18 protein-coding genes are annotated in these 20,615 nt (G+C 65.8%); 12 read left to right on the top strand and 6 right to left on the bottom strand.

Going from position 1 to position 20,615, the window contains the following annotated elements; all coding sequences use genetic code 11:
- Window positions 1–146: 146 nt before the first annotated feature.
- From tkt to AADZ55_RS09850, 6 genes are all read left to right on the top strand, one after another.
- Window positions 147–2,249 (top strand): transketolase, encoded by a 2,103-nt coding sequence (tkt, locus tag AADZ55_RS09875; protein WP_085325147.1) that lies wholly within the window; start codon window positions 147–149, stop codon window positions 2,247–2,249.
- Between the two features lie 16 nt (window positions 2,250–2,265).
- Entirely contained in the window at window positions 2,266–3,387 is a 1,122-nt protein-coding gene (tal, locus tag AADZ55_RS09870; protein ID WP_085325148.1) for a transaldolase, read from the top strand.
- A complete protein-coding gene (gene zwf, locus AADZ55_RS09865) occupies window positions 3,384–4,940 on the top strand; it encodes a glucose-6-phosphate dehydrogenase (RefSeq protein WP_085325149.1) in 1,557 nt (518 codons plus the stop codon). Before tal ends, zwf begins: the two co-directional genes overlap by 4 nt.
- 49 nt (window positions 4,941–4,989) lie before the next feature.
- Window positions 4,990–5,901, top strand: coding sequence for a glucose-6-phosphate dehydrogenase assembly protein OpcA (gene opcA / locus AADZ55_RS09860; protein WP_085325150.1), 912 nt, complete (start codon window positions 4,990–4,992; stop codon window positions 5,899–5,901).
- Window positions 5,898–6,641 carry a 6-phosphogluconolactonase gene (pgl, locus tag AADZ55_RS09855; RefSeq protein ID WP_085325151.1) on the top strand — a complete coding sequence of 248 codons (744 nt, stop codon included), beginning with the start codon at window positions 5,898–5,900 and terminating at the stop codon, window positions 6,639–6,641. Before opcA ends, pgl begins: the two co-directional genes overlap by 4 nt.
- A 110-nt stretch (window positions 6,642–6,751) precedes the next feature.
- Window positions 6,752–7,150, top strand: a complete 399-nt coding sequence (locus AADZ55_RS09850) for an ATPase (RefSeq protein WP_085325152.1) — start codon at window positions 6,752–6,754, stop codon at window positions 7,148–7,150.
- On the opposite strand, the gene AADZ55_RS09845 is transcribed toward AADZ55_RS09850, so the two are convergent.
- Both AADZ55_RS09845 and ppc read right to left on the bottom strand, forming a co-directional pair.
- Window positions 7,147–9,471 carry a molybdopterin guanine dinucleotide-containing S/N-oxide reductase gene (locus AADZ55_RS09845; RefSeq protein ID WP_085325153.1) on the bottom strand — a complete coding sequence of 775 codons (2,325 nt, stop codon included), beginning with the start codon at window positions 9,469–9,471 and terminating at the stop codon, window positions 7,147–7,149. The two genes, AADZ55_RS09850 and AADZ55_RS09845, sit on opposite strands and share 4 nt — an antisense overlap.
- Before the next feature lie 67 nt (window positions 9,472–9,538).
- A complete protein-coding gene (gene ppc / locus AADZ55_RS09840; RefSeq protein WP_085325154.1) occupies window positions 9,539–12,346 on the bottom strand; it encodes a phosphoenolpyruvate carboxylase in 2,808 nt (935 codons plus the stop codon).
- 69 nt (window positions 12,347–12,415) lie between these two features.
- Between ppc and secG the strand changes: the two genes are divergently transcribed.
- From secG to AADZ55_RS09825, 3 genes are read left to right on the top strand one after another with little or no spacing between them, the layout of a single operon-like run.
- Window positions 12,416–12,649: a preprotein translocase subunit SecG gene (secG, locus tag AADZ55_RS09835; RefSeq protein ID WP_011739926.1), complete on the top strand. Its 234-nt coding sequence runs from the start codon at window positions 12,416–12,418 to the stop codon at window positions 12,647–12,649.
- Between the two features lie 41 nt (window positions 12,650–12,690).
- The gene (locus AADZ55_RS09830) at window positions 12,691–13,626 is read left to right on the top strand and encodes an aminoglycoside phosphotransferase family protein (protein ID WP_207569090.1); all 936 of its coding nucleotides are present in this window, start codon (window positions 12,691–12,693) and stop codon (window positions 13,624–13,626) included.
- A 55-nt stretch (window positions 13,627–13,681) separates the two neighbouring features.
- Entirely contained in the window at window positions 13,682–14,230 is a 549-nt protein-coding gene (locus tag AADZ55_RS09825) for an ATP-binding protein (RefSeq protein WP_165759378.1), read from the top strand.
- 21 nt (window positions 14,231–14,251) lie between these two features.
- Here AADZ55_RS09825 and AADZ55_RS09820 read toward each other — a convergent pair whose 3' ends face one another.
- Entirely contained in the window at window positions 14,252–15,247 is a 996-nt protein-coding gene (locus AADZ55_RS09820; protein WP_242670155.1) for a carbon-nitrogen hydrolase family protein, read from the bottom strand.
- Window positions 15,248–15,398: 151 nt separating this feature from the next.
- On the opposite strand from AADZ55_RS09820, the gene AADZ55_RS09815 reads away from it, so the two are divergent.
- Together AADZ55_RS09815 and AADZ55_RS09810 are read left to right on the top strand one after the other, a co-directional pair.
- Complete coding sequence (locus AADZ55_RS09815) at window positions 15,399–15,818, top strand: nuclear transport factor 2 family protein (RefSeq protein WP_085325156.1); 420 nt, start codon at window positions 15,399–15,401, stop codon at window positions 15,816–15,818.
- Complete coding sequence (locus tag AADZ55_RS09810) at window positions 15,815–16,435, top strand: TetR/AcrR family transcriptional regulator (RefSeq protein WP_085325157.1); 621 nt, start codon at window positions 15,815–15,817, stop codon at window positions 16,433–16,435. Before AADZ55_RS09815 ends, AADZ55_RS09810 begins: the two co-directional genes overlap by 4 nt.
- Before the next feature lie 15 nt (window positions 16,436–16,450).
- Here the strand turns inward: AADZ55_RS09810 and tpiA are convergent, their stop codons facing one another.
- Genes tpiA through gap form a run of 3 tightly spaced genes read right to left on the bottom strand, consistent with a single transcriptional unit; the run spans window position 16,451 to window position 19,505 of the window.
- The gene (gene tpiA / locus AADZ55_RS09805; RefSeq protein WP_085325158.1) at window positions 16,451–17,236 is read right to left on the bottom strand and encodes a triose-phosphate isomerase; all 786 of its coding nucleotides are present in this window, start codon (window positions 17,234–17,236) and stop codon (window positions 16,451–16,453) included.
- On the bottom strand, window positions 17,233–18,471 hold the full coding sequence (locus AADZ55_RS09800; RefSeq protein ID WP_085325159.1) for a phosphoglycerate kinase: 1,239 nt from the start codon (window positions 18,469–18,471) through the stop codon (window positions 17,233–17,235). Before AADZ55_RS09800 ends, tpiA begins: the two co-directional genes overlap by 4 nt.
- A 2-nt stretch (window positions 18,472–18,473) precedes the next feature.
- Complete coding sequence (gene gap, locus AADZ55_RS09795; RefSeq protein ID WP_085325220.1) at window positions 18,474–19,505, bottom strand: type I glyceraldehyde-3-phosphate dehydrogenase; 1,032 nt, start codon at window positions 19,503–19,505, stop codon at window positions 18,474–18,476.
- 455 nt (window positions 19,506–19,960) lie between these two features.
- On the opposite strand from gap, the gene AADZ55_RS09790 reads away from it, so the two are divergent.
- Complete coding sequence (locus AADZ55_RS09790; RefSeq protein WP_242670156.1) at window positions 19,961–20,578, top strand: hypothetical protein; 618 nt, start codon at window positions 19,961–19,963, stop codon at window positions 20,576–20,578.
- Window positions 20,579–20,615: the final 37 nt, after the last annotated feature.

Genomic DNA, 20,615 nt, shown 5'->3' with positions numbered 1-20,615 from the left:
CCATGGGTACCCGAAATCCCGCCCTGCAAGAGCCGGCACGCCCGCACTAGGGTGAAGTGTCCGGCTCCTCACGCGGGCCGTTCCCGCCCGCATCGTCGCCAGACTAGGGTGAGGATTGATCATCTCGATGACCAAGGACTGAGCCTGTGACCACGCTCGAAGAGATCTCCACACTTACCCAACCGCGCCATCCCGACGACTGGACCGAGATCGATTCGGCTGCGGTCGACACCATCCGGGTGCTGGCCGCCGATGCCGTCCAAAAGGTCGGCAACGGTCACCCCGGAACCGCGATGAGCCTGGCCCCGTTGGCCTACACGCTGTTTCAGCGCACCATGCGCCACGATCCCAGCGATACTCACTGGCTGGGCCGCGACCGGTTCGTGCTGTCGGCCGGGCACAGCAGCCTGACCCTCTACATCCAGCTCTATCTCGGCGGCTTCGGGCTGGAACTGTCCGACATAGAGTCGCTGCGCACCTGGGGATCCAAGACACCCGGACACCCGGAGTTCAGGCACACCAGGGGCGTCGAGATCACCACCGGCCCGCTGGGCCAGGGTCTGGCGTCGGCGGTCGGGATGGCGATGGCGTCGCGCTACGAGCGCGGGTTGTTCGACCCCGACGCCGAACCGGGCGCCAGCCCCTTCGACCACTACATCTATGTAATCGCCTCCGACGGCGACATCGAGGAAGGCGTCACCTCGGAAGCGTCGTCGCTGGCCGCGGTCCAGCAGCTGGGCAACCTCATCGTGTTCTACGACCGCAACCAGATCTCCATCGAGGACGACACCAACATCGCGCTGTGCGAGGACACCGCCGCCCGCTACCGCGCCTACGGCTGGCACGTGCAGGAGGTGGAGGGCGGCGAGAACGTGGTCGGCATCGAGGAGGCCATCGCCAACGCGAAAGCCGTCACCGATCGGCCCTCGTTCATCTCGCTGCGCACCGTCATCGGCTATCCCGCGCCGAACCTGATGGACACCGGCAAGGCGCATGGTGCCGCCCTCGGTGACGACGAAGTGGCCGCCGTCAAGAAGATCCTCGGATTCGACCCGGAGAAGACGTTCGAGGTCCGTGAGGATGTCCTCACCCACACCCGCGGATTGGTCGCCCGCGGCAAAGAAGCCCACGAACGCTGGCAACCACAGTTCGAAGCGTGGGCGCAGCGCGAACCCGACCGCAAGGCGCTGCTGGACCGGTTGCTCGCCCACCAACTGCCGGACGGCTGGGACGACGACTTGCCGCATTGGGAACCCGGATCCAAGGCGCTGGCCACCCGCGCCGCGTCAGGTGCGGTGCTGTCCGCGCTAGGACCGAAACTGCCTGAGTTGTGGGGTGGTTCGGCCGACCTGGCGGGCAGCAATAACACCACGATGAAGGGGGTCGACTCCTTTGGCCCGCCCTCGATTTCGACCAAGGAATACGACGCGCACTGGTATGGCCGCACCCTGCACTTCGGTGTTCGCGAACACGCGATGGGCGCCATCCTGTCCGGCATCGTGTTACACGGCCCGACCCGGGCCTACGGGGGCACCTTCCTACAGTTCTCCGACTACATGCGCCCGGCGGTGCGGCTGGCGTCGCTGATGGACATCGACCCCATCTACGTGTGGACCCACGACTCGATCGGGCTCGGTGAGGACGGCCCGACCCATCAGCCGATCGAGCACCTCTCGGCGCTGCGCGCGATCCCCCGGCTATCGGTGGTGCGCCCGGCCGACGCCAACGAGACGGCCTACGCCTGGCGCACGATCCTGGCCCGCGGCAACGGCAGCGGGCCGGTGGGGTTGATCCTGACCCGGCAGGGTGTCCCGGTGCTGGAAGGCACCAACGCCGAGGGCGTTGCCCGGGGTGGCTACGTGCTGGACGACGGCGGCGAGCTGGAACCGGGCGAAGAACCCGACGTCATTCTGATCGGCACCGGCTCGGAGGTGCAGCTTGCGGTCGCGGCCCAGAAGTTGTTGGCGGACAACGACATCATCGCGCGGGTGGTGTCGATGCCCTGCGTTGAGTGGTTCGAGTCCCAGCCGTACGAGTACCGCGACGCCGTGCTGCCCCCGACGGTGTCGGCGCGCGTGGCCATCGAGGCCGGCGTCGCGCAATGCTGGCACAAGCTGGTCGGCGACACCGGCGAGATCGTCTCGATCGAGCACTACGGAGAATCCGCGGACCACCAGACCTTGTTCCGTGAGTACGGCTTCACCGCCGAGGCCGTGGCCGCGGCGGCGGAACGCGCACTGGACAACTGAGAAAGGGTGATTGGAGATGACCGCTCAGAACCCCAACCTGGCCGCGTTGAGTGCCGCGGGGGTATCCGTGTGGCTGGATGACTTGTCGCGGGACCGGCTGCGGTCGGGCAACCTGCAGGAGCTGATCGACACCAAGAGCGTCGTCGGCGTGACTACCAACCCGTCGATTTTCCAGAAAGCCCTCGCCGAGGGCCATGCCTACGACACCCAGATCGCGGAGTTGGCCGAGCGTGACGCCGACGTGGATGCCGCCATCCGCACCATCACCACCGACGACGTGCGCAGTGCGTGCGACGTGCTGGCGCGTGAGTGGGACGCTTCCGATGGGGTCGACGGCCGGGTGTCGATCGAAGTCGACCCGCGGTTGGCAGGCGAAACCGACAAAACCATCCTGCAGGCCATCGAGCTGTGGAAGATCGTCGACCGGCCGAATCTGTTTATCAAGATTCCGGCGACCAAGGCAGGTCTGCCGGCCATCAGCGCCGTTCTGGCGGAAGGGATTTCGGTCAACGTCACGCTGATCTTCTCCGTCGAGCGGTACCGCGAGGTGATGGACGCCTACCTGACCGGGATGACGAAGGCCCGCGAAGCCGGACACGACTTATCCAAAATCCATTCGGTGGCATCGTTTTTCGTCTCCCGGGTAGACACCGAAGTAGACAGGCGGCTGGAAATGATCGGATCTCCGGACGCTCTTACCTTGCGCGGCCAGGCCGGTGTCGCCAACGCTCGCCTGGCCTACGCCGCCTACCAGGAGGTCTTCGAAAACGGAGATCGTTATCAGGCGCTCAAGACCGACGGTGCCCGGGTACAGCGACCGCTATGGGCGTCCACCGGCGTCAAGAACCCCGACTACTCAGACACCCTCTATGTCACCGAGCTGGTCGCTCCGCACACGGTCAATACCATGCCGGAGAAGACAATTGACGCCGTTGCTGATCATGGCGTGATCAGCGGTGACCGGGTGAGCGGCACCGCTTCGGATGCCGAGCGGGTGTTCGAGTCCCTGGAGGCGATCGGGATAGACCTGGCCGACGTGTTCGCTGTCCTGGAACGCGAAGGTGTCGAGAAGTTTGTGGACTCCTGGACCGAGCTGCTGAACGAAACACAGACCCAGCTGAGCGCCGCCGCCAAATGAGCGAGGCCGGCACCCGCACCGCCAGCACCGCCCAGTGGCACAATCCGCTACGAGACAAGAGGGACAAGCGGTTACCCAGAATCGCCGGCCCGTGCGGCATGGTGATCTTCGGCGTCACCGGCGACCTGGCCCGCAAGAAGGTAATGCCGGCCGTCTATGACCTGGCCAACCGCGGCCTGCTGCCGCCCACCTTCTCCCTGGTGGGGTTTGCCCGACGGGACTGGAGCACCCAGGATTTCGGGGAGGTGGTGTACAACGCCGTCAAAGAGCACTGCCGAACACCGTTTCGGCAACAGAACTGGGACCGACTGGCCGAGGGTTTCCGTTTCGTGCCAGGCACTTTCGACGACGATGACGCATTCGCCCGACTGGCCGAGACACTGGATAAGCTCGACGCCGAGCGCGGCACCGGCGGCAATCACGCCTTCTACCTGGCGATCCCACCGAAGTCCTTCCCGGTAGTCTGCGAGCAACTGCACAGATCCGGACTGGCCCGGCCGCAGGGCGACAGGTGGAGCCGGGTGGTCATCGAGAAGCCGTTCGGCCACGACCTGGCCAGCGCACGCGCCCTGAACAAGGCGGTCAACGCTGTTTTCCCGGAGGAGGCGGTCTTCCGCATCGACCACTACCTGGGCAAAGAGACAGTGCAGAACATCCTGGCATTGCGGTTCGCCAACCAACTGTTCGACCCGATCTGGAATGCCCACTACGTCGATCACGTGCAGATCACCATGGCCGAGGACATCGGACTGGGTGGGCGGGCTGGCTACTACGACGGCATCGGCGCGGCCCGCGATGTCATCCAGAACCATCTGATGCAACTGCTGGCGCTGACCGCAATGGAAGAACCGGTCAGCTTCAACCCGTTTGCGTTGCAGACCGAGAAGATCAAGGTGCTGTCGGCAACGCACCTCGCCGAGCCGCTGGACCAGACCACCAGCCGCGGCCAGTACGCGGCCGGGTGGCAGGGCGGGGAGAAGGTGGTGGGGCTGCTGGACGAGGAGGGGTTCGCCACCGACTCCACCACCGAAACGTTCGCCGCCATCACCCTCGAGGTCGATACCCGCCGGTGGGCCGGTGTGCCGTTCTACCTGCGAACCGGAAAACGATTGGGCCGCAGGGTGACCGAGATCGCTCTGGTTTTCAAGCGCGCGCCGCATCTGCCGTTCGACGCCACGATGACCGACGAGCTCGGCACCAACGCCATGGTCATCCGGGTGCAGCCCGATGAGGGTGTCACGCTGCGGTTCGGGTCCAAGGTGCCGGGCACCGCGATGGAAGTCCGCGACGTCAACATGGACTTCTCCTACGGCTCGGCGTTCGCCGAGGAATCGCCGGAGGCCTACGAGCGGCTGATCCTCGACGTGCTGCTCGGCGAGCCATCGCTGTTTCCGGTCAATGCGGAGGTCGAATTGGCCTGGGAGATACTCGATCCGGCCCTGAACAACTGGGCGGCACACGGCAAGCCCGACCCCTATGAGGCGGGCACCTGGGGCCCGGAGTCATCGTTTCAGATGCTGCGTCGCACCGGCCGGGAATGGCGGCGGCCGTGATCGGCGCCGGCGACGATGCACAGCAGAGCGATGAGGAGGAGCGGCGCAATTGATAGTCGATCTGCCCGACACCACCACCACCGCGGTGAACAAGAAACTCGACGAACTGCGGGCAAAGGCCGGTGCCGTCGCGATGGGCCGGGTGCTGACGCTCATCATCGCCCCGGACAGCGAAGCCGTGTTCGACGAGTCGATCCAAGCGGCCAACGACGCCAGCCATGAACACCCCAGCCGGATCATCGTCACGATGAGGGGCGATCCGTACGCCGACAAGCCGCGGCTGGACGCGCAACTGCGAGTGGGCGCTGACGCCGGCGCCGGCGAGTTCGTGGTGCTACGGCTGTCCGGGGCACTCGCCAGCCACGCCGACAGTGTCGTCATTCCCTTCCTGCTTCCCGATATCCCGGTGGTGGCGTGGTGGCCCGACATCGCTCCGGCGGTGCCAGCCCAGGATCCGTTGGGCAAGTTGGCGATTCGGCGTATTACCGACGCCACCAACGCTATCGACCCGTTGTCGGCCATCAAGAGCCGGCTAGCCGGCTACAGCGCAGGTGACACCGATCTGGCTTGGAGCCGCATCACCTATTGGCGTGCACTGCTGACCTCCGCCGTCGATCAGCCGCCGCACGAGCCGATTGAGTCGGCGCTGGTGTCCGGCTTGAAAACCGAGCCGGCGCTCGACGTCCTGGCCGGCTGGCTGGCCAGCCGGATCGACGGTCCGGTGCGCCGGGCGGTCGGTGAACTCAAAGTCGAGTTGGTGCGCAACAGCGAGACCATCGTGCTGCGCCGGCCCCAGGAGGGAATCACGGCTACCCTGAGCCGGACAGCCAAACCCGAAGCCCTGGTTCCATTGGCCCGCAGGGTAGCCGGTGAGTGCATGGCCGAAGACCTGCGCCGGTTGGACCCCGACGAGATCTACTGCGCCGCACTCGAAGGCATCAAGAAGGTGCAGTACGCGTGAGCAAGAGCATCGAAATCTTCCCGGATGACGGCATCCTGGTCGAGGCCGCGGGTCAGCGACTGATCGGCGTCATCCAGGCCGCCGTCGCGGCCAGGGGGCAGGCAAAGATCGTGCTGACCGGGGGCGGCAACGGGATCGCGCTACTGCGCTACCTCAGCTCCCAGACACGGCAGATCGACTGGTCCACGGTGCACCTGTTCTGGGGCGACGAACGCTACGTACCCGAAGACGATGACGAGCGCAATCTCAAGCAGGCCCGCCAGGCGTTGCTCAACCACATAGACATTCCGTCAAGCCAGGTGCACCCAATGGCCGCCAGTGATGGTGACTTCGGCACCGACCTGGACGCAGCGGCCCTGGCATACGAGCAGGTCCTGGCCGCCAATGCCGCACCCGATGCCACGGCGCCGATATTTGACGTCCACCTGCTGGGAATGGGGCCCGAGGGTCACATCAACTCGTTGTTCCCGCAGACCCCCGCCGTGCGCGAGACCACCCGCATGGTGGTCGCGGTTGACGACTCACCGAAGCCGCCGCCGCAACGAATCACCTTGACACTGCCGGCGATCCAGCGTTCCCGCGAGGTCTGGCTGCTGGTTTCCGGGGCGGGCAAGGCCGACGCGGTGGCCGCTGCAATCGCCGGCGCCGATCCGGTTTCGATCCCGGCGGCCGGCGCCATCGGGCGCGAGAAGACGCTCTGGCTGCTCGACGAGGGCGCCGCGGCCAAGGTTCCCGGCTAACCCCGCCGCCTAGCGTCACGCTGGCGTGACGCTCGACGTCGAAGGCCGCGCTGACGTGACGTTCGGCGACGGGGTTAGGGAACGCCCCGTCGGCTCCTTCGCACGCAATAATTGACGTCATGACAGACAGAAGCGGCCGGCCCGCGCCCGCGCGACGCCGAATGAAGACCCTTACCCAGGCCGCGTTGAACGCCGATAAAACGGTGGAGCAGGTCGAAGACGTCCTTGACGGTCTGGGCAAGACCATGGTCGAGCTGAACAGCTCGCTGTCCGCCCTAAACGCCACGGTCGAACGCCTGGAGAGCGGTCTGGACCATCTGGAGGGCACCCTGCACAGCCTGGACGATCTCGCGAAGAGGCTCGTCGTGCTGGTCGAGCCGGTGGAGGCCATCGTCGATCGGATCGACTACATCGTGAGCCTGGGCGAAACGGTCATGTCACCGCTGTCGGTCACCGAGCACGCGGTACGTGGCGTGCTGGACCGGTTACGAAACCGGACGGTGCGCTAGCGTCGCTCCCCCGCGCCCTGAACCAGCACGGGCGGTTCGTGTGCGCGCAGCGGTGGCAGCTGGCCAGTGAACTTCTCGATCTGGACCAAGACATGCTGTCCGGTGCTGCCGTGCGCCAGCGACGACGTGCCCGAATCGTTGCTCAGCGCGTTGGGATTGCCGTGCACGCACATCGAGTCGGGGTCGCTCGGGTCGGCGGGGTCGAACCACGCACCGGTGGACAGCTGCACCACCTGCGGCCGCAGCCCGTCGTCAATCACGACGCCCGCCAGGCAGGCGCCGCGATCGTTGAACACTCGCGCGATGTCGCCGTCGCTAAGCCCGCGGGCAGCAGCATCGTCCGGGTGAATCCGGATCGGCTCTCGCCCAAGGATTTTCGACGCCATGCTGGCGCCACCGTGATCGAGCTGGCTGTGTAGCCGGGTGCGCGGCTGGTTGGCGATCAAATGCAACGGAAACGACGTGGCCCGCGGCCCGCCGAGCCACTCGGACGGTTCGTACCACGTGGCGTGACCGGCACAATCCGGCAAGGCGAACCCGTCGACCGTGTCGGAGAAAATCTCGATGCGCCCGCTGGGTGTGCCCAACGGATGGGCCACCGGGTCGGCGCGAAAATCGGCAAACATCGTCACGCCGGTTCGCGTCGGCAGCCGTAGCTGGCCGGCGCGCCAGAACTCGCCGAACGGTGGCACCGGGAAATCCAGCTCCGCCGCCCATTTGTCGTACATGTGCTCCAGCCACTCGCGCGCGCTGCGGCCCTCGGTGAATCGCTCGCCGAACCCCAGCCGGTGGGCCAGCGCGGAAAAGGTGTCGTAGTCGTCGCGGGCGTTGGCGTACCGCGACACCATCGCCGGCATCGCAATCAAGGTGGGATTGGTCTTGCTGCCCGCGAAATCGTCGCGCTCGAAACTGGTGGTGGTGGGTACCACGATGTCGGCGTGTTTGGCCATCGCGGTCCAAAACTGTTCGTGCACCACGATCGTGTCGACGCGGGCAAGCGCCCGGCGCAGCCGGGGCAGGTTCTGGTGGTGGTGGAACGGATTTCCACCGGCCCAGTAGACGCACTTGATGTCGGGCAGATCGAGCAATCGGCCGTTGTAGGCCAGCTGCTGGCGTGGCCGGTGCAGCAGCTCACTAATCGCCGCGACCGGAATGAATGTCGAGACCGGATTGCTGCCCTGTGACAGTCCCGGCAGATTGCACGCCAGCGGCAGATTGCCGACGCCGTTGGTGCTGTAGCCGTGACCGTAACCCCCGCCCGGGAGGCCGATCTGGCCAAGCATCGCCGCCAGCGTCGCACCCATCCATACCGTCTGCTCGCCGTGTTCGATCCGCTGCATCGACAGGCTGGTAACGATCAGAGTTCGACCACCGGCCATATCGCGGGCCAGATCGCGCAGCTCATCGGCGTCAAGCCCGGACAACGCCGCGGCCCATTCGGGTGTTTTGGGCACCCCGTCATCACTGCCCAGCAGATAGCGCTCGAAGCGCTCGTACCCGGTGCAGTACGTGTCGAGGAAGGCGCGATCGACCAGCGACTCGGTGGCCAGCACGTACGCCAGGCTCAGCATGATCGCCACATCGGTGCCCGGCACCGGCGCAATCCAACGGCAGCCATCGTCGAGCGGGCCGGCGATCGCGGTGATGTCGTCGCGCAGCGGGCTGACCGATACCAACCGACCACCGCGGGCTCGGTATCGGCCGACGAAGTCGCGGTCGGGATGGTCGGTGGCTCCGCCGGGCATCACCGCGCTGTTCTTCAATGGCAATCCGCCAAACGCCACCAACAGCTCGGTGTGGTCGACGATGACGTCCCAGGTGGTGGTGTCGGCCCAGGCATCGAATAGGCCGGCACCGAAGATGTGCGGGAAGATCACCTCCGACGCGCCGGCGCTGTAGCTGTGCCGGGATGCGGTGTAGCCGCCGAGCATGTTGAGGAACCGGTGCACCTGACTTTGCGCGTGGTGAAACCGCCCGGCGCTGGCCCAGCCGTAGGAGCTGCCGTAAATCGCCTCGTTGCCATAGCGGTCGACCACCCGGCGCAGCTCGGCGGCCAGCAGGTCGATCAATTCGTCCCAGCTGACCTCGACGAACTCCTCGGCACCGCGCGCCGAACTGGGCCCCGGGCCGTTTTCCAACCATCCGCGCCGCACGGCGGGGTTGGCGATACGGCTGCGGTGGCGCACCGCGCCGGGAAGGTTCTGCAGCTGCGGAGCCGGATTGGTGTCGCCGCTGAGTGCGGTCACCTCAGCGATGTCCCCATCGCGCACCCGCGCGGTGAACGCGCCCCAATGCGTTGCCGACGTGAAGGTCTGCGTCATTGCCGCAGTCTAGTGAGGTGATCTGGCAGTTAGCTGAGCCCGGTAGGCGGGTAACGGTCCAACCCAACTACCCGCTGTTGCGCAGCGCGCTGGCTAGCCCATTCATCGTCAGCAGGATGCCGCGCTGCACCAATTCATCGTCCTCGCCTGAGCGGTAGCGGCGCAGCAGCTCCGCCTGCAAGTGGTTCAGCGGCTCCAGATACGGGAAGCGGTTGAACACCGAGCGCGCCAGCGCGGGGTTGTCGGCAAGCAAGTCATCCTGGCCGGTGATCTTCTTGTACGTCGCGATCGTTCGCTGGTGCTCATCGATGATCATGCCGAACACCCGGTTCCGCAATGATTCATCGGCCACCAGCTCGGCGTAGCGCGCCGCCAGACCCAGATCGCTCTTGGCCAGCACCTGCGCCATATTGGACAGCACGCTGCGGAAGAACGGCCATCGCTGATACAGGTCGTGCAGGACGGCCAGCCGGTCGGCCTCGCTCTCCGGACCCGCCGCGATCCACTGCTCGAACGCCGAGCCGGTGCCGTACCACCCGGGCAGCATCACCCGCGATTGGCTCCACGCAAGCACCCACGGGATGGCGCGCAGGTCGGCGATCGATGCAGTGGGTTTGCGTGACGTCGGCCGACTGCCGATATTCAGCGACCCGATCTCACTGACCGGAGTGGACGCCTTGAAGTACTCGACGAAACCCGTTGTCTCGTGTACCAATTCGGCGTAGGCGCGCTGCGCCAGGGCCGCCACCTCGTCGAGCACCGCGTACGCGGGCGCCGCCGCGTCACCCAAGCCCTCCACGTCCAGCAATGTCGACTCCAGGGTGGCCGCCAGCAGGCTCTCCAGATTGCGTCGAGCCAGCTGCGGTTCGGCGTATTTGGCAGCGATCACTTCGCCTTGCTCGGTCAGCCGCAACGAGCCACTCACCGCTCCCGGTGGCTGCGCCAGGATGGCCTGGTAGCTGGGCCCGCCGCCGCGGCCCACGGTACCGCCGCGCCCATGGAACAGCCGCAATCGGATTCCGGTCTTGCGGGCCGTTTCCACCAGGGCCAGCTCGGCGCGATAGACCGCCCAATTGGCGGCCAGGTACCCGCCGTCTTTGTTGGAGTCGGAGTAGCCGAGCATTACCTCTTGGCATCCACCTCGCGCCGTAACCAGCGCCCGGTAGAGCGGCAGATCGAGCATCGCTTGCAGGATCGTCGCGCCGTTGTGCAAATCGTCGATCGTCTCGAACAGCGGGGAGATGCCGACTGGACAATATGGTTCCGCTCCAGAGGCGTCCAGCAGGCCGACCTCTTTCAGCAGGATCGCGGCCTCCAATACGTCGGACACCGATTGGCACATCGAGATGATGTAGTTGGGCACCGCGGCGCGACCATACGTTCCGACCGCGTAGGCCGCGGCCGCCAGGACATCCAGCTCGCTGCGGGCCAGGTCGGAGAGCCGAGTGCGGTCGCCGACCAGGGGCCGTCGGGTGCTGAGTTCGGCGGCCAGCAGCTTGACCCGCTCGTCTTCGGGCAACGAGCGGTAATTCGGGTGCACCCCCGCCCACTCGAACAACTCGCTGACTACCTCCTCGTGCACGTCGGAGTTTTGTCGCATATCCAGGCCGGACAGATGGAAACCGAAGACGTGCACAGCTTCGCGCAGCCGGGCCAGACGGTCGTCAGCCAACAGCGCCGCGCCGTGTGTGCGCATTGACGCATCGATGGTGTCGAGGTCGGCCCGCAGTTCGGCCGGCCTGGCATACGGCGGCAAGCCCAGGTCAAGTGCGTGCTGCGGTTGCTGGTCCAGGATCTGGGCGGCGGTTGCGGTGAGTCGACCGCGAACAACCAGCAACGCTCGCCGGTATGGCTCGTCGCGGCGAGCGCCCTCCGGGCAGGCATCGGCCAACGTGGCCAGGTCGGTGGTAACGGTGATTAGCCTCGCCGACATCGACAATTCCTGCGCGAGTGCCGTCAGTTCGGCCAAGTAGTGCGCCAACGCGGTGAATCCGGCACTGCCGGTGGCCCGCCGCACCACGTCGGCGGTGACATTCGGGTTTCCGTCGCGGTCACCGCCGATCCAGGAGCCCGGGCGCAGAATCGGCTCGGAAAGCAGGTCGGCACCCGGCCAGCGGGTACGCAACGCGTCGCGAGCTTCGGCGTTCACCTGCGGGATCACCTCGAAGAGCGCGGCCTGGTAATACCGCAGCCCGACGTCAATCTCGTCGGAAATCTGCAAACGAGCCAACCGGATAAGCGCGGTCTGCCACAGCCGCAAAACTTGGCGGCGCAACTCAAGTTCGATACTGCGGCCGTCGTCGGTTTCGGTGTGCCCCTCCGCGTGCAGCCGCATTAGCTGGGTTATCCGGTGCTGCGCCTCGAAAATGGTGCGGCGCCGGGTCTCGGTCGGATGGGCGGTGATCACCGGAGATACCAGCGCGCCGCTCAGGGCCCCGGCAACCGTTGCCGAATCCAATTGGGCTGCATCGAGTTTCCGGTAGGTGGCGGCCAGACTGCTGTCCTGCGGCGCCTCGCCGGCGGCGACGTGGATAGCGCGGCGGCGCTCCCGGTGGATGTCTTCGGCCACGTTGGCCAGCAGCGCGAAATGGCTGAATGCGCGGATGATCGGGAGCGCCTGGTGAATGTCGATGCCCTCGAACATGCGGGCCATCTCGGCGCGGTCGATCTCGGAGCGTCGCACCCGGAAGGATTCCACCCGCGCCCGCTCGACGAGGTCGAAGACCTCGTCACCATTCTGTTCGCGCACGGTGTCGCCGAGGATGGCACCCAGGAGCCTGATGTCGGCGCGCATCGGTTCGGTCGCCTCGCGACCGATCCGGGTCCGGTGGACGTCGCCGATCGGTTCCAGCGCGGCATCGGAAACCTCACCCATACGTCCCAGTATCGGCGAACGGCGCACTCGGCGCCTCATGTCGGGCGGGCGTTCGGTAGGCTGCCGGTCATGGAATTGGCCCTGCAGATCACCCTGGTGATCACCAGCGTGCTGGTGGTGTTGCTGGTGCTGCTGCACCGCGCCAAGGGTGGCGGCCTGTCGACGCTGTTCGGCGGGGGTGTGCAGTCAAGTCTGTCCGGGTCGACGGTGGTGGAGAAGAACCTGGACCGGTTGACGCTGTTCATCACCGGCATCTGGCTGGTGTCCATCGTCGGTGTTGCCCTGTTAATCAAGTACCGCTGACGCGGATCAATTGCCGTCGACGCGCCCGAGGAACCCGAGCCGTGACGGCCGAGCTGTTTCCCTCCACGCTGCCGATCATGGGCACGCTCAGCGGAACTTGCTCCGGGCGAGGGTGGCTAGAACGGCTGCCTCACGTCGTGGCTCGGCTGCAGTCGCGGTGGCAACTATGGCTGGAGCCTCCGTTTCGCGGCGGCAGCTGCTCATGGGTGGCGCCGGCGAGGTTACCGGACGGGCTCCCGGTGGTGCTGAAGGTCGGCTGGCCGCATCGGGAGGCGGCCGGCGAGGCGGAGGCGCTGCGGCTGTGGGACGGCAACGGTGCCGTGCGCCTGCTGCGCGAAGACCGCGACCATCACGCCCTGCTGCTCGAGCGCTGCGAACCCGGCCACCCGCTCGGATCGGCGCACCAGCTCAGCGCCGCACGACGGCTGCTGTTTGGTGCGGGGCTCCTGCGCGAACTGTGGCGAGCACCGGTACCTGAGCTGACCAGGCTCGAGCGGCTAGGAGATGTCACCGCCGAGTGGGCGGATCTAGTTGAGCAGCGCATGCACCGATGCAGACCCGGCTTCGATCCTGGCCTGGTGGCGCACGGCATCCGCCTGCTCCGCGAGCTGCCGGCCAGTGCCTCGCACACCGTCGTGGTGCACGGTGACTTCAACCCGGGCAACGTGGTCGCCGCCTCCCGGCGGCCGTGGCTTGCCATCGATGCCAAGCCGATGATCGGTGACCCCGATTACGACCCGTGGCCACTGTTGGAGCAGATTGACGACCCGTTCACGCACGCTGACCCGCACTCAGTGCTCACCGAACGTTTCGCACTGGTGGCCGACGCTTTGGACGGGAATGTCGAACGGATGCAGGCCTGGGGTATCGCACGCCGCATAGAGACAGCGCTGGATGTGGCTGCACACGGCGACACCTCCGGCGCACACGTCGTCATGAACGAGGCACGGGTGCTGGCCGACCTGCTCGGGATCTGACCGAGCACCCACCACCAACCAACCTGCCCATCGTCGGCACCGAAGGATCTCGATCATGCGCCGCTACATCCTCACCGGCACACCGGGCGCGGGTAAGACGTCAATTCTGCGGGGCCTCGATGCGTTGGGACATTCCGTCGTCGGAGAAGCCGCCACCGATGTCATCACGCACCGACAGGCGCACGGCGAGCGGGAACCATGGAATCGCGCATCCTTCGTCGACGACATTGTCACCGTGCAGCGTCAGCGCCAGATCGCACCCAACCTGCCGACCACCGGCATTCTGGTCTTCGATCGGTCGCCGGTGTGCACCCACGCCTTGGCCGTACACCTGGGCCTTCCCGTCTCCCCTGCCCTGTCGGCCGAGCTGGAACGGATCACCACCGAGCGCGTATACGAGCGGCAGGTCTTCTTCATCCGAAACCTCGGCTTCTGCGAGCCGACCGCGGCCCGTCGGATCGGCTTCCAGGACGCGCTGAAGTTCGAACAGATCCACGAGGACAGCTACCGTGCGTTCGGCTACCGGCTCATCGACGTTCCCGCCGGGCACCTGAGCCGCCGCATCGCGGCCGTCCACGACGCAATCTCGCGGCTCGCACCGTAGGCGCGGCGACCGGGCCGGGCATCAGATGCTCGTCATCGCGTTGACCGCGGCCGCGTCCAGTCCTTTGGTTCGACCGACGCGCTGATACATCCCCTTGCACGCCCAGTTCTGGTGCGTCCAATAGAGGCGGTGCAGCAGAGGCAGTTTGGGGATCCAGAATCGATCGGGCACGGCCACCGATTCCGCTGTTGCAACGCGCCCCAACGGCACGTCGCCGACCACCACGCCGGGCCCTTCTTGGGTGTTTCGTTGCGCCACCACCCGACCCCACCCGTCCACGATCTGGGTGGCCCCGACGAAGGCCGTCCGATACGGCAGCCGGGCATTCCAGGTTGGGGCGAGGTAGAAATCACCGGCCAAGGTCCCACAGTGGCTGGCCTGAAGCACAGGAACGCCGAGCCGCCGCGCGAACTCCACCGGTGCGCCTTCGCTGAGCTTCCGGTTGGCACGCGCGGGCGATCGCAGCAGGTAGGGCACGGCCGGCCAATTGCTCGGCAGGTCCCACCAGTGCGTGCCGGTGATCACCATCCGGACCCGACCAGCCATCCTGGACAGCGTCTGCGCGCGGATGAGTTCCCAGCAGACCGCCGCACCAATGCCGCCGAGGTCGGTCTCGAAGACGCCATCGTCGTTACCCCCGGTGTAGAAGCAGTTCTCCCACATCGTCGGCAGATCCTTGTCGTGCGCGTACAGCTGTCCCGACGGGGTGGCCATGAAGTAGCGATTGAACAGGTTGTTTCCCTCCGCGACGAGCAGCGAGCCACCGATGTATTTGCGATGCTCCGTCGCAACCTCCAGTAGGAAATCGGTCGCCCGGTTTCGGCCCGCCGGGAGCGCGACCGAAAATGCGTCGTCCGACGGCGCAAGAGCGCCCGTGAAGAATTCCGGAAGGGCAATGATGTCCGCTCCGGCCGCCAACGCCTCCCCGGTCAGGGCCCGAACATGCGAAAGGTTGTCATCGAGCCGGCCACTCGTTGTCGCAATCTGAATCGCAGCTACCTTCGCCATTTCCAGCATGGCCTACCTCGATTGATCCATTCAGAACCCGATCGCCGAAAACTATTAACCCGCAACTGGATTCGCTACACTGGGCTTGCCCAGCAACATACTACAAGTATGCTACATACTAGCAGTATGTTTGGACAAGCATTGCCCACAGAGGAGACGAATGAGCGCATCCAACGGATTCGTCGAGGGGTTCGCCGACTTCTGGAAGGCGCCGTCGCCAGGTGGACTGGCCAATCACCTGCATCCCGACGTGCGACTGGTACAGCCGCTGTCACCACCGGCGCATGGCCTGGCGGCGGCCCAGCGGGCGTTCAACCGGATTCTGGGTTTGCTGCCTGACCTGCACGGGGAAGTCGACCGGTGGAGCCAAGCAGGCGATGTGGTGTTCATCGAGTTCCGGCTGATGGCGCGGCTCGGGAACGAGGTGGTCGAGTGGCCGGTCATCGATCGGTTCCTGCTGCGCGACGACAAGGCCGTGGAACGGGTGAGCTATTTCGACTCGTTCCCACTGTTGATCAAGGTCCTCAAGCATCCGTCGACCTGGCTCGGCTGGTTGACAGCCATCCGAGGCCGGCCATGACATCCCCACCGGCGGCCACCGCGAACCGAGAACGCAGCAGGCGCTCGGACCACACGGACGCGACGCGTCGAGCCCTCGTCGACGCCGGCCGTTCCCTATTCTCGCGGCGCGGCTACCGTGACGTCTCGATCGAGGACATCGTCACCCGCGCCCGAGTCACCCGCGGCGCTCTCTACTACCACTTCGACAACAAGAAAGATCTGTTCCAGACCGTACTCGAAACCGTCGAAGCCGGACTGGTCGCCGACGTCGGGGCCGCCATGGACAAGGTCACCGACCCGTGGGACGTGTTGGTTGTCGGCTTCGACGCGTTCCTTGACGCGGCGACTAAACCGGACGCGCTGCAGATCATCGCGATTGACGGCCCGTCAGTGCTCGGGTGGGGCGAATGGCGTCAGATCGACATGCGCTACGGGCTTGGCCTGGTGGTCGGGGCTCTCGAACGGGGCATGGACGCCGGGGTGATTCGGCGCGTACCGTTGCCGCCGCTTTCACATCTGCTGCTGGCCGCGCTAACCGAGTCCGCCCTGCAAATTGCCGATGCGACCGACAAAGACCGGACCAAAGACGAGGTCGAACACGCATTTATGGCCTTACTCGAAGGCTTGCGGGCGTAGCGAGCCCGCGATCCCCTACGGTAACGGACCACCGGCCGCGATCGCGGCCAGTGTGGCAAACTGCTCGCCGTCCAGCGACGCCCCGCCGACCAGGCCACCATCGACGTCGGCCTGGGCCACGATGTCGCCGACGTTTTTGGCGTTCACCGAGCCACCGTAGAGCACCCGCACATTGTCGGCAATCTGCACCGAGGCCAGCGAGCCCAACTCCGTTCGGATCGCCGAACACACCTCCGCGGCGTCGGCAGCGCTGGCCACCCGCCCGGTTCCGATCGCCCAGACCGGTTCGTAGGCGATGACGACGCCGCCAATCTGTTCGGCAGACAGCCCAGCCAGCGACCCGCGCAGCTGTTCGACGTTGTGGGCCACGTGATTTCCCGCCTCACGGACGTCGAGGTGCTCACCAATGCAGACAATCGGCGTCAGGCCGTGCTTGAGCGCGGCGGCGGCTTTTGCGGCCACCAGCGCGTCATCCTCGTTGTGATAGGTGCGCCGCTCGGAGTGACCGACGACGACGTAGCGACAACCCAGCTTGGCCAAAAATGCTCCGCTGATGTCACCCGTGTAGGCGCCGGAGTCGTGTTGTGACAAGTCCTGCGCGCCATAGGTCAATCGCAGTTTGTCCCCGTCGACCAGGGTTTGCACGCTGCGCAGGTCGGTGAACGGTGGGATGACCGCGACGTCCACCCTGTCGTAGTACTTGTCCGGCAAGGAGAATGCGATCTTTTGCACCAGCGCGATCGCCTCGAAGTGATTGAGGTTCATCTTCCAGTTGCCGGCTATCAGCGGCTTTCGGCTCACGAATCTCCTCCGTCTGGCTGCGCACGGCTCAGTACCTCGATGCCGGGAAGTGTCTTGCCCTCAAGGTATTCCAGCGACGCACCACCGCCGGTGGATATGTGCGAGAAGGCGCCCTCGGGGATGCCCATCGCCCGCACCGCAGCCGCGGAGTCGCCGCCGCCGACCACACTGAAAGCACCTTTACCGGTCGCGGTGACGATCGCCTCGGCGACTCCTCTGGTGCCCGCCTCGTACGCCGGGAACTCGAACACGCCCATCGGGCCGTTCCAGAAGATGGTCCTGGCGTTGGACAGCAGCGTGCCGAACCGCTTGATCGATCCCGGCCCGATATCCAGGCCCATCAGGTCGTTCGGAACGGCGCCGGCATCGACCGTCCGGGGCGGTGAGTCGGCGGCGAACTTCTCGGTCACCACCAGATCCACCGGCAGTCGCAGCACATCGTGATAGGTTTCCAGCAGCCTGCGACAGGTTTCAATCATGTCGTCTTCCAACAGCGACTTGCCGACCGAAAATCCCTGTGCGGCGAGGAATGTGAAACACATTCCGCCACCAATCACAATGCTGTCGGCCTTCGTCGCCAGCGACTCGATCACACCCAGCTTGTCGGACACCTTCGATCCGCCGAGCACCACCGCGTAGGGCCGCTGGGTCGAGCTGGTCAACTGCTGCAGTACTCGTAACTCGTCGGCCACCAGCGTACCCGCGTAGTGCGGCAGCAGGGTTGCGACATCGTAAACCGAGGCTTGCTTGCGGTGGACCACCCCGAATCCGTCGGAGACGAAAGCGCCTCCCGTTCCGACTAATTCGACCAGTTGTTTGGCCAGGGTCAGTCGGTCGTGGTCGTCCTTGCTGGTTTCGCGTTTGTCGAAGCGGATGTTCTCCAACAGCAGGATGTCGCCTTCGGTGAGCCCTTCGGCACGGGCCAACGCGTCGGTGCCGACAACATCGCTCGCCAACTGCACATGCCGGCCGATTTGCTCACCTAGCGCCGCGGCGACCGGCTCCAGCGACAGCTTCGGGTCGGGACCGTCCTTCGGACGACCCAGGTGCGCGGCGACCACGACCTTGGCGCCGGCCTCCAGCAGCGCCTTCAACGTCGGCGCCGACGCGATGATACGACCCGCGTCGGTAATGATGCCATCCTCGTCGAGCGGCACATTCAGATCGGAGCGCACCAGCACGCCGCGACCCGAAACACCTTCGGCGAGCAGATCTTTGAGGTTTGGAATGCTCACGGCTAGAGCGACTTGCCGACCAGCGCGACCAGATCAACGAGGCGGTTGGAATAGCCCCACTCGTTGTCGTACCACGACACCACCTTGGCTTGGTCGTCGATGACTTTGGTCAGGCCAGAGTCGAAAATCGAGCTGTGCGGGTCGGTGACGATATCGCTCGAGACGATCGGTGCGTCGTAGTACTTCAGAATGCCCTTGAGCCTGCCCTCGGCGGCGGCTTGGAACGCCGCGTTGATCTCGTCGACGCTGGCCCGTTTGGACAAGTCGGCGGTCAGGTCGGTGACCGAGCCGGTGGGGATCGGCACCCGTAGCGCGTAGCCGTCGAGCTTGCCCTTCAGCTGGGGCATCACCAGGCCGATGGCCTTGGCCGCGCCCGTGGAGGTCGGCACGATGTTCAGCGCGGCGGCGCGGGCGCGACGCAGATCTTTGTGCGGCCCGTCCTGCAGGTTCTGATCCTGGGTGTAGGCGTGGATGGTGGTCATCAGGCCCCTGACTACACCGAACTCGTCGTCGAGCACTTTGGCCAGCGGCGCAAGGCAGTTCGTGGTGCACGACGCATTCGAGATGATGTTCTGGCTGCCGTCGTACTTGTCGTCGTTGACGCCCAGGACGATGGTGATGTCCTCGTCGGTGGCGGGCGCGGAGATAATCACCTTCTTCGCGCCGGCCTCCAGGTGGCCTTTGGCTTTGGCCGCGTTGGTGAACAGGCCGGTGGATTCGACGACGACGTCGACGCCAAGGTCGCCCCACGGCAATGCCGCCGGCCCCTCCCGCACCGCAAGCGCCTTGATTTTCGCGCTGCCGACGACGATGGTGTCGTCACCTTCGAGGCTGACATCGTGGGGCAGCCGACCCAGAATCGAGTCGAATTTCAGCAGATGCGCCAGCGTGCTGTTGTCGGTGATGTCGTTGGCGGCGACCACCTCCACCTCGGCCCCAGAACTGCCCGGGCCCTGCGCCTGTTGCGCCAACAAGGCCCGGTAGAAGTTGCGTCCGATTCGACCAAATCCGTTGATGCCTACTCGGACCGTCACTTGTTTCTCCTCGATTTCGATTGGGGTCGTCTCTTTCGGCTGCAAACCGCTCGCCGTCAGCCTAGATCAGTGACACATGCCGCCGTCCGCGAGTGGGGGTTGCGACATGCCCCGCCCACCGCATCCTGGCCATCCCGCTCGCCAGCGGCCCCGGCATGCCCATGTCAGCCCGTAGGGTGGCCACTGGGCGCAGTTGCACCGGCGGGCCGCACCACCAACGCAAACACATCCGTGCAGGTCGGTTGGGTGTCCGCGGAGGTTGTGCTGACTTGTGACACCGTCGTGACGTCACCATTTGGAAACGGTGCGGTGCGGCGCGGCTCGAGATCCACGTGGGCTGCTAACAATTGGGCCGGCCCTCGAAAAGACCGAAAGACCTCGATACGGCCATGCGGTTCTGCTGCATTAATTGATTGCGGAAATATTTGAGCGCGAATAGAGGAGAGTCGACGCTGATGGCGATCGTCGATCGGTTCAAGATCAAAGTAATTGCCAGCGCTGGGTTGTGCGGAGCTGCTATCGCGTTGAGCCCGGACGCGGCGGCCGCCCCGCTGATAACTGGCGGCTACGCGTGCATCCAGGGAATGGCGGGCGACGCGCCGGCAGCGGCCGGCGGGCCGGCAGCCGGCGGTGGTGCGGCAGCCGCGGATATGTGCAGTGCTGCACTCACCGACATGGCTGGTGTTCCTTTTGTTGCGCCGGGGCCGTTGCCAGCGGTTGTACCGGTGCCAGGGGGTGCACCCGTGCCAGCCATTGCACCCGTGCCAGCCATTGCACCCGTGCCAGGGGGCGCACCCGTGCCAGCCATTGCACCCGTGCCAGGGGGCGCACCCGTGCCAGCCATTGCACCCGTGCCAGCGGTTGCACCGGTGGTGCCGGCGGGTGCTCCGCTGATCGCGCTTGGCCCGATCCTGGCCGGTGCTCCCGTGGATCCTGTGGCCAGTGCTCCACTCATTGGCATGTCTGGGGCCAAGGATGCGCCGGGTAATCCCCCGCCGGCTGGCGGGCCGGTACCCGGTCAGCCGGTTCCGCCCGGTCCTGCGGCGGCCGCTCCGCCCGCGGGTACACGCTGAGGCCGATGCTCTGCCAGGTTTGCGGGGCCCCCGGGTA

This window comes from Mycobacterium decipiens, from assembly GCF_963853665.1.
Classification (GTDB): Bacteria; Actinomycetota; Actinomycetes; order Mycobacteriales; family Mycobacteriaceae; genus Mycobacterium; species Mycobacterium decipiens.
This window is presented reverse-complemented; position numbering and strand designations above follow the sequence as displayed.

Excerpts from the sequence above, each read along its gene's own strand:
- tal (WP_085325148.1), top strand. The coding sequence starts at position 2,266 with ATGACCGCTCAGAACCCCAACCTGGCCGCGTTGAGTGCCGCGGGGGTA.
- zwf (WP_085325149.1), top strand. The coding sequence starts at position 3,384 with ATGAGCGAGGCCGGCACCCGCACCGCCAGCACCGCCCAGTGGCACAAT.
- AADZ55_RS09845 (WP_085325153.1), bottom strand. The coding sequence starts at position 9,471 with ATGACGCAGACCTTCACGTCGGCAACGCATTGGGGCGCGTTCACCGCG.
- ppc (WP_085325154.1), bottom strand. The coding sequence starts at position 12,346 with ATGGGTGAGGTTTCCGATGCCGCGCTGGAACCGATCGGCGACGTCCAC.
- secG (WP_011739926.1), top strand. The coding sequence starts at position 12,416 with ATGGAATTGGCCCTGCAGATCACCCTGGTGATCACCAGCGTGCTGGTG.
- AADZ55_RS09825 (WP_165759378.1), top strand. The coding sequence starts at position 13,682 with ATGCGCCGCTACATCCTCACCGGCACACCGGGCGCGGGTAAGACGTCA.
- AADZ55_RS09820 (WP_242670155.1), bottom strand. The coding sequence starts at position 15,247 with ATGCTGGAAATGGCGAAGGTAGCTGCGATTCAGATTGCGACAACGAGT.
- AADZ55_RS09815 (WP_085325156.1), top strand. The coding sequence starts at position 15,399 with ATGAGCGCATCCAACGGATTCGTCGAGGGGTTCGCCGACTTCTGGAAG.
- AADZ55_RS09810 (WP_085325157.1), top strand. The coding sequence starts at position 15,815 with ATGACATCCCCACCGGCGGCCACCGCGAACCGAGAACGCAGCAGGCGC.
- AADZ55_RS09790 (WP_242670156.1), top strand. The coding sequence starts at position 19,961 with ATGGCGATCGTCGATCGGTTCAAGATCAAAGTAATTGCCAGCGCTGGG.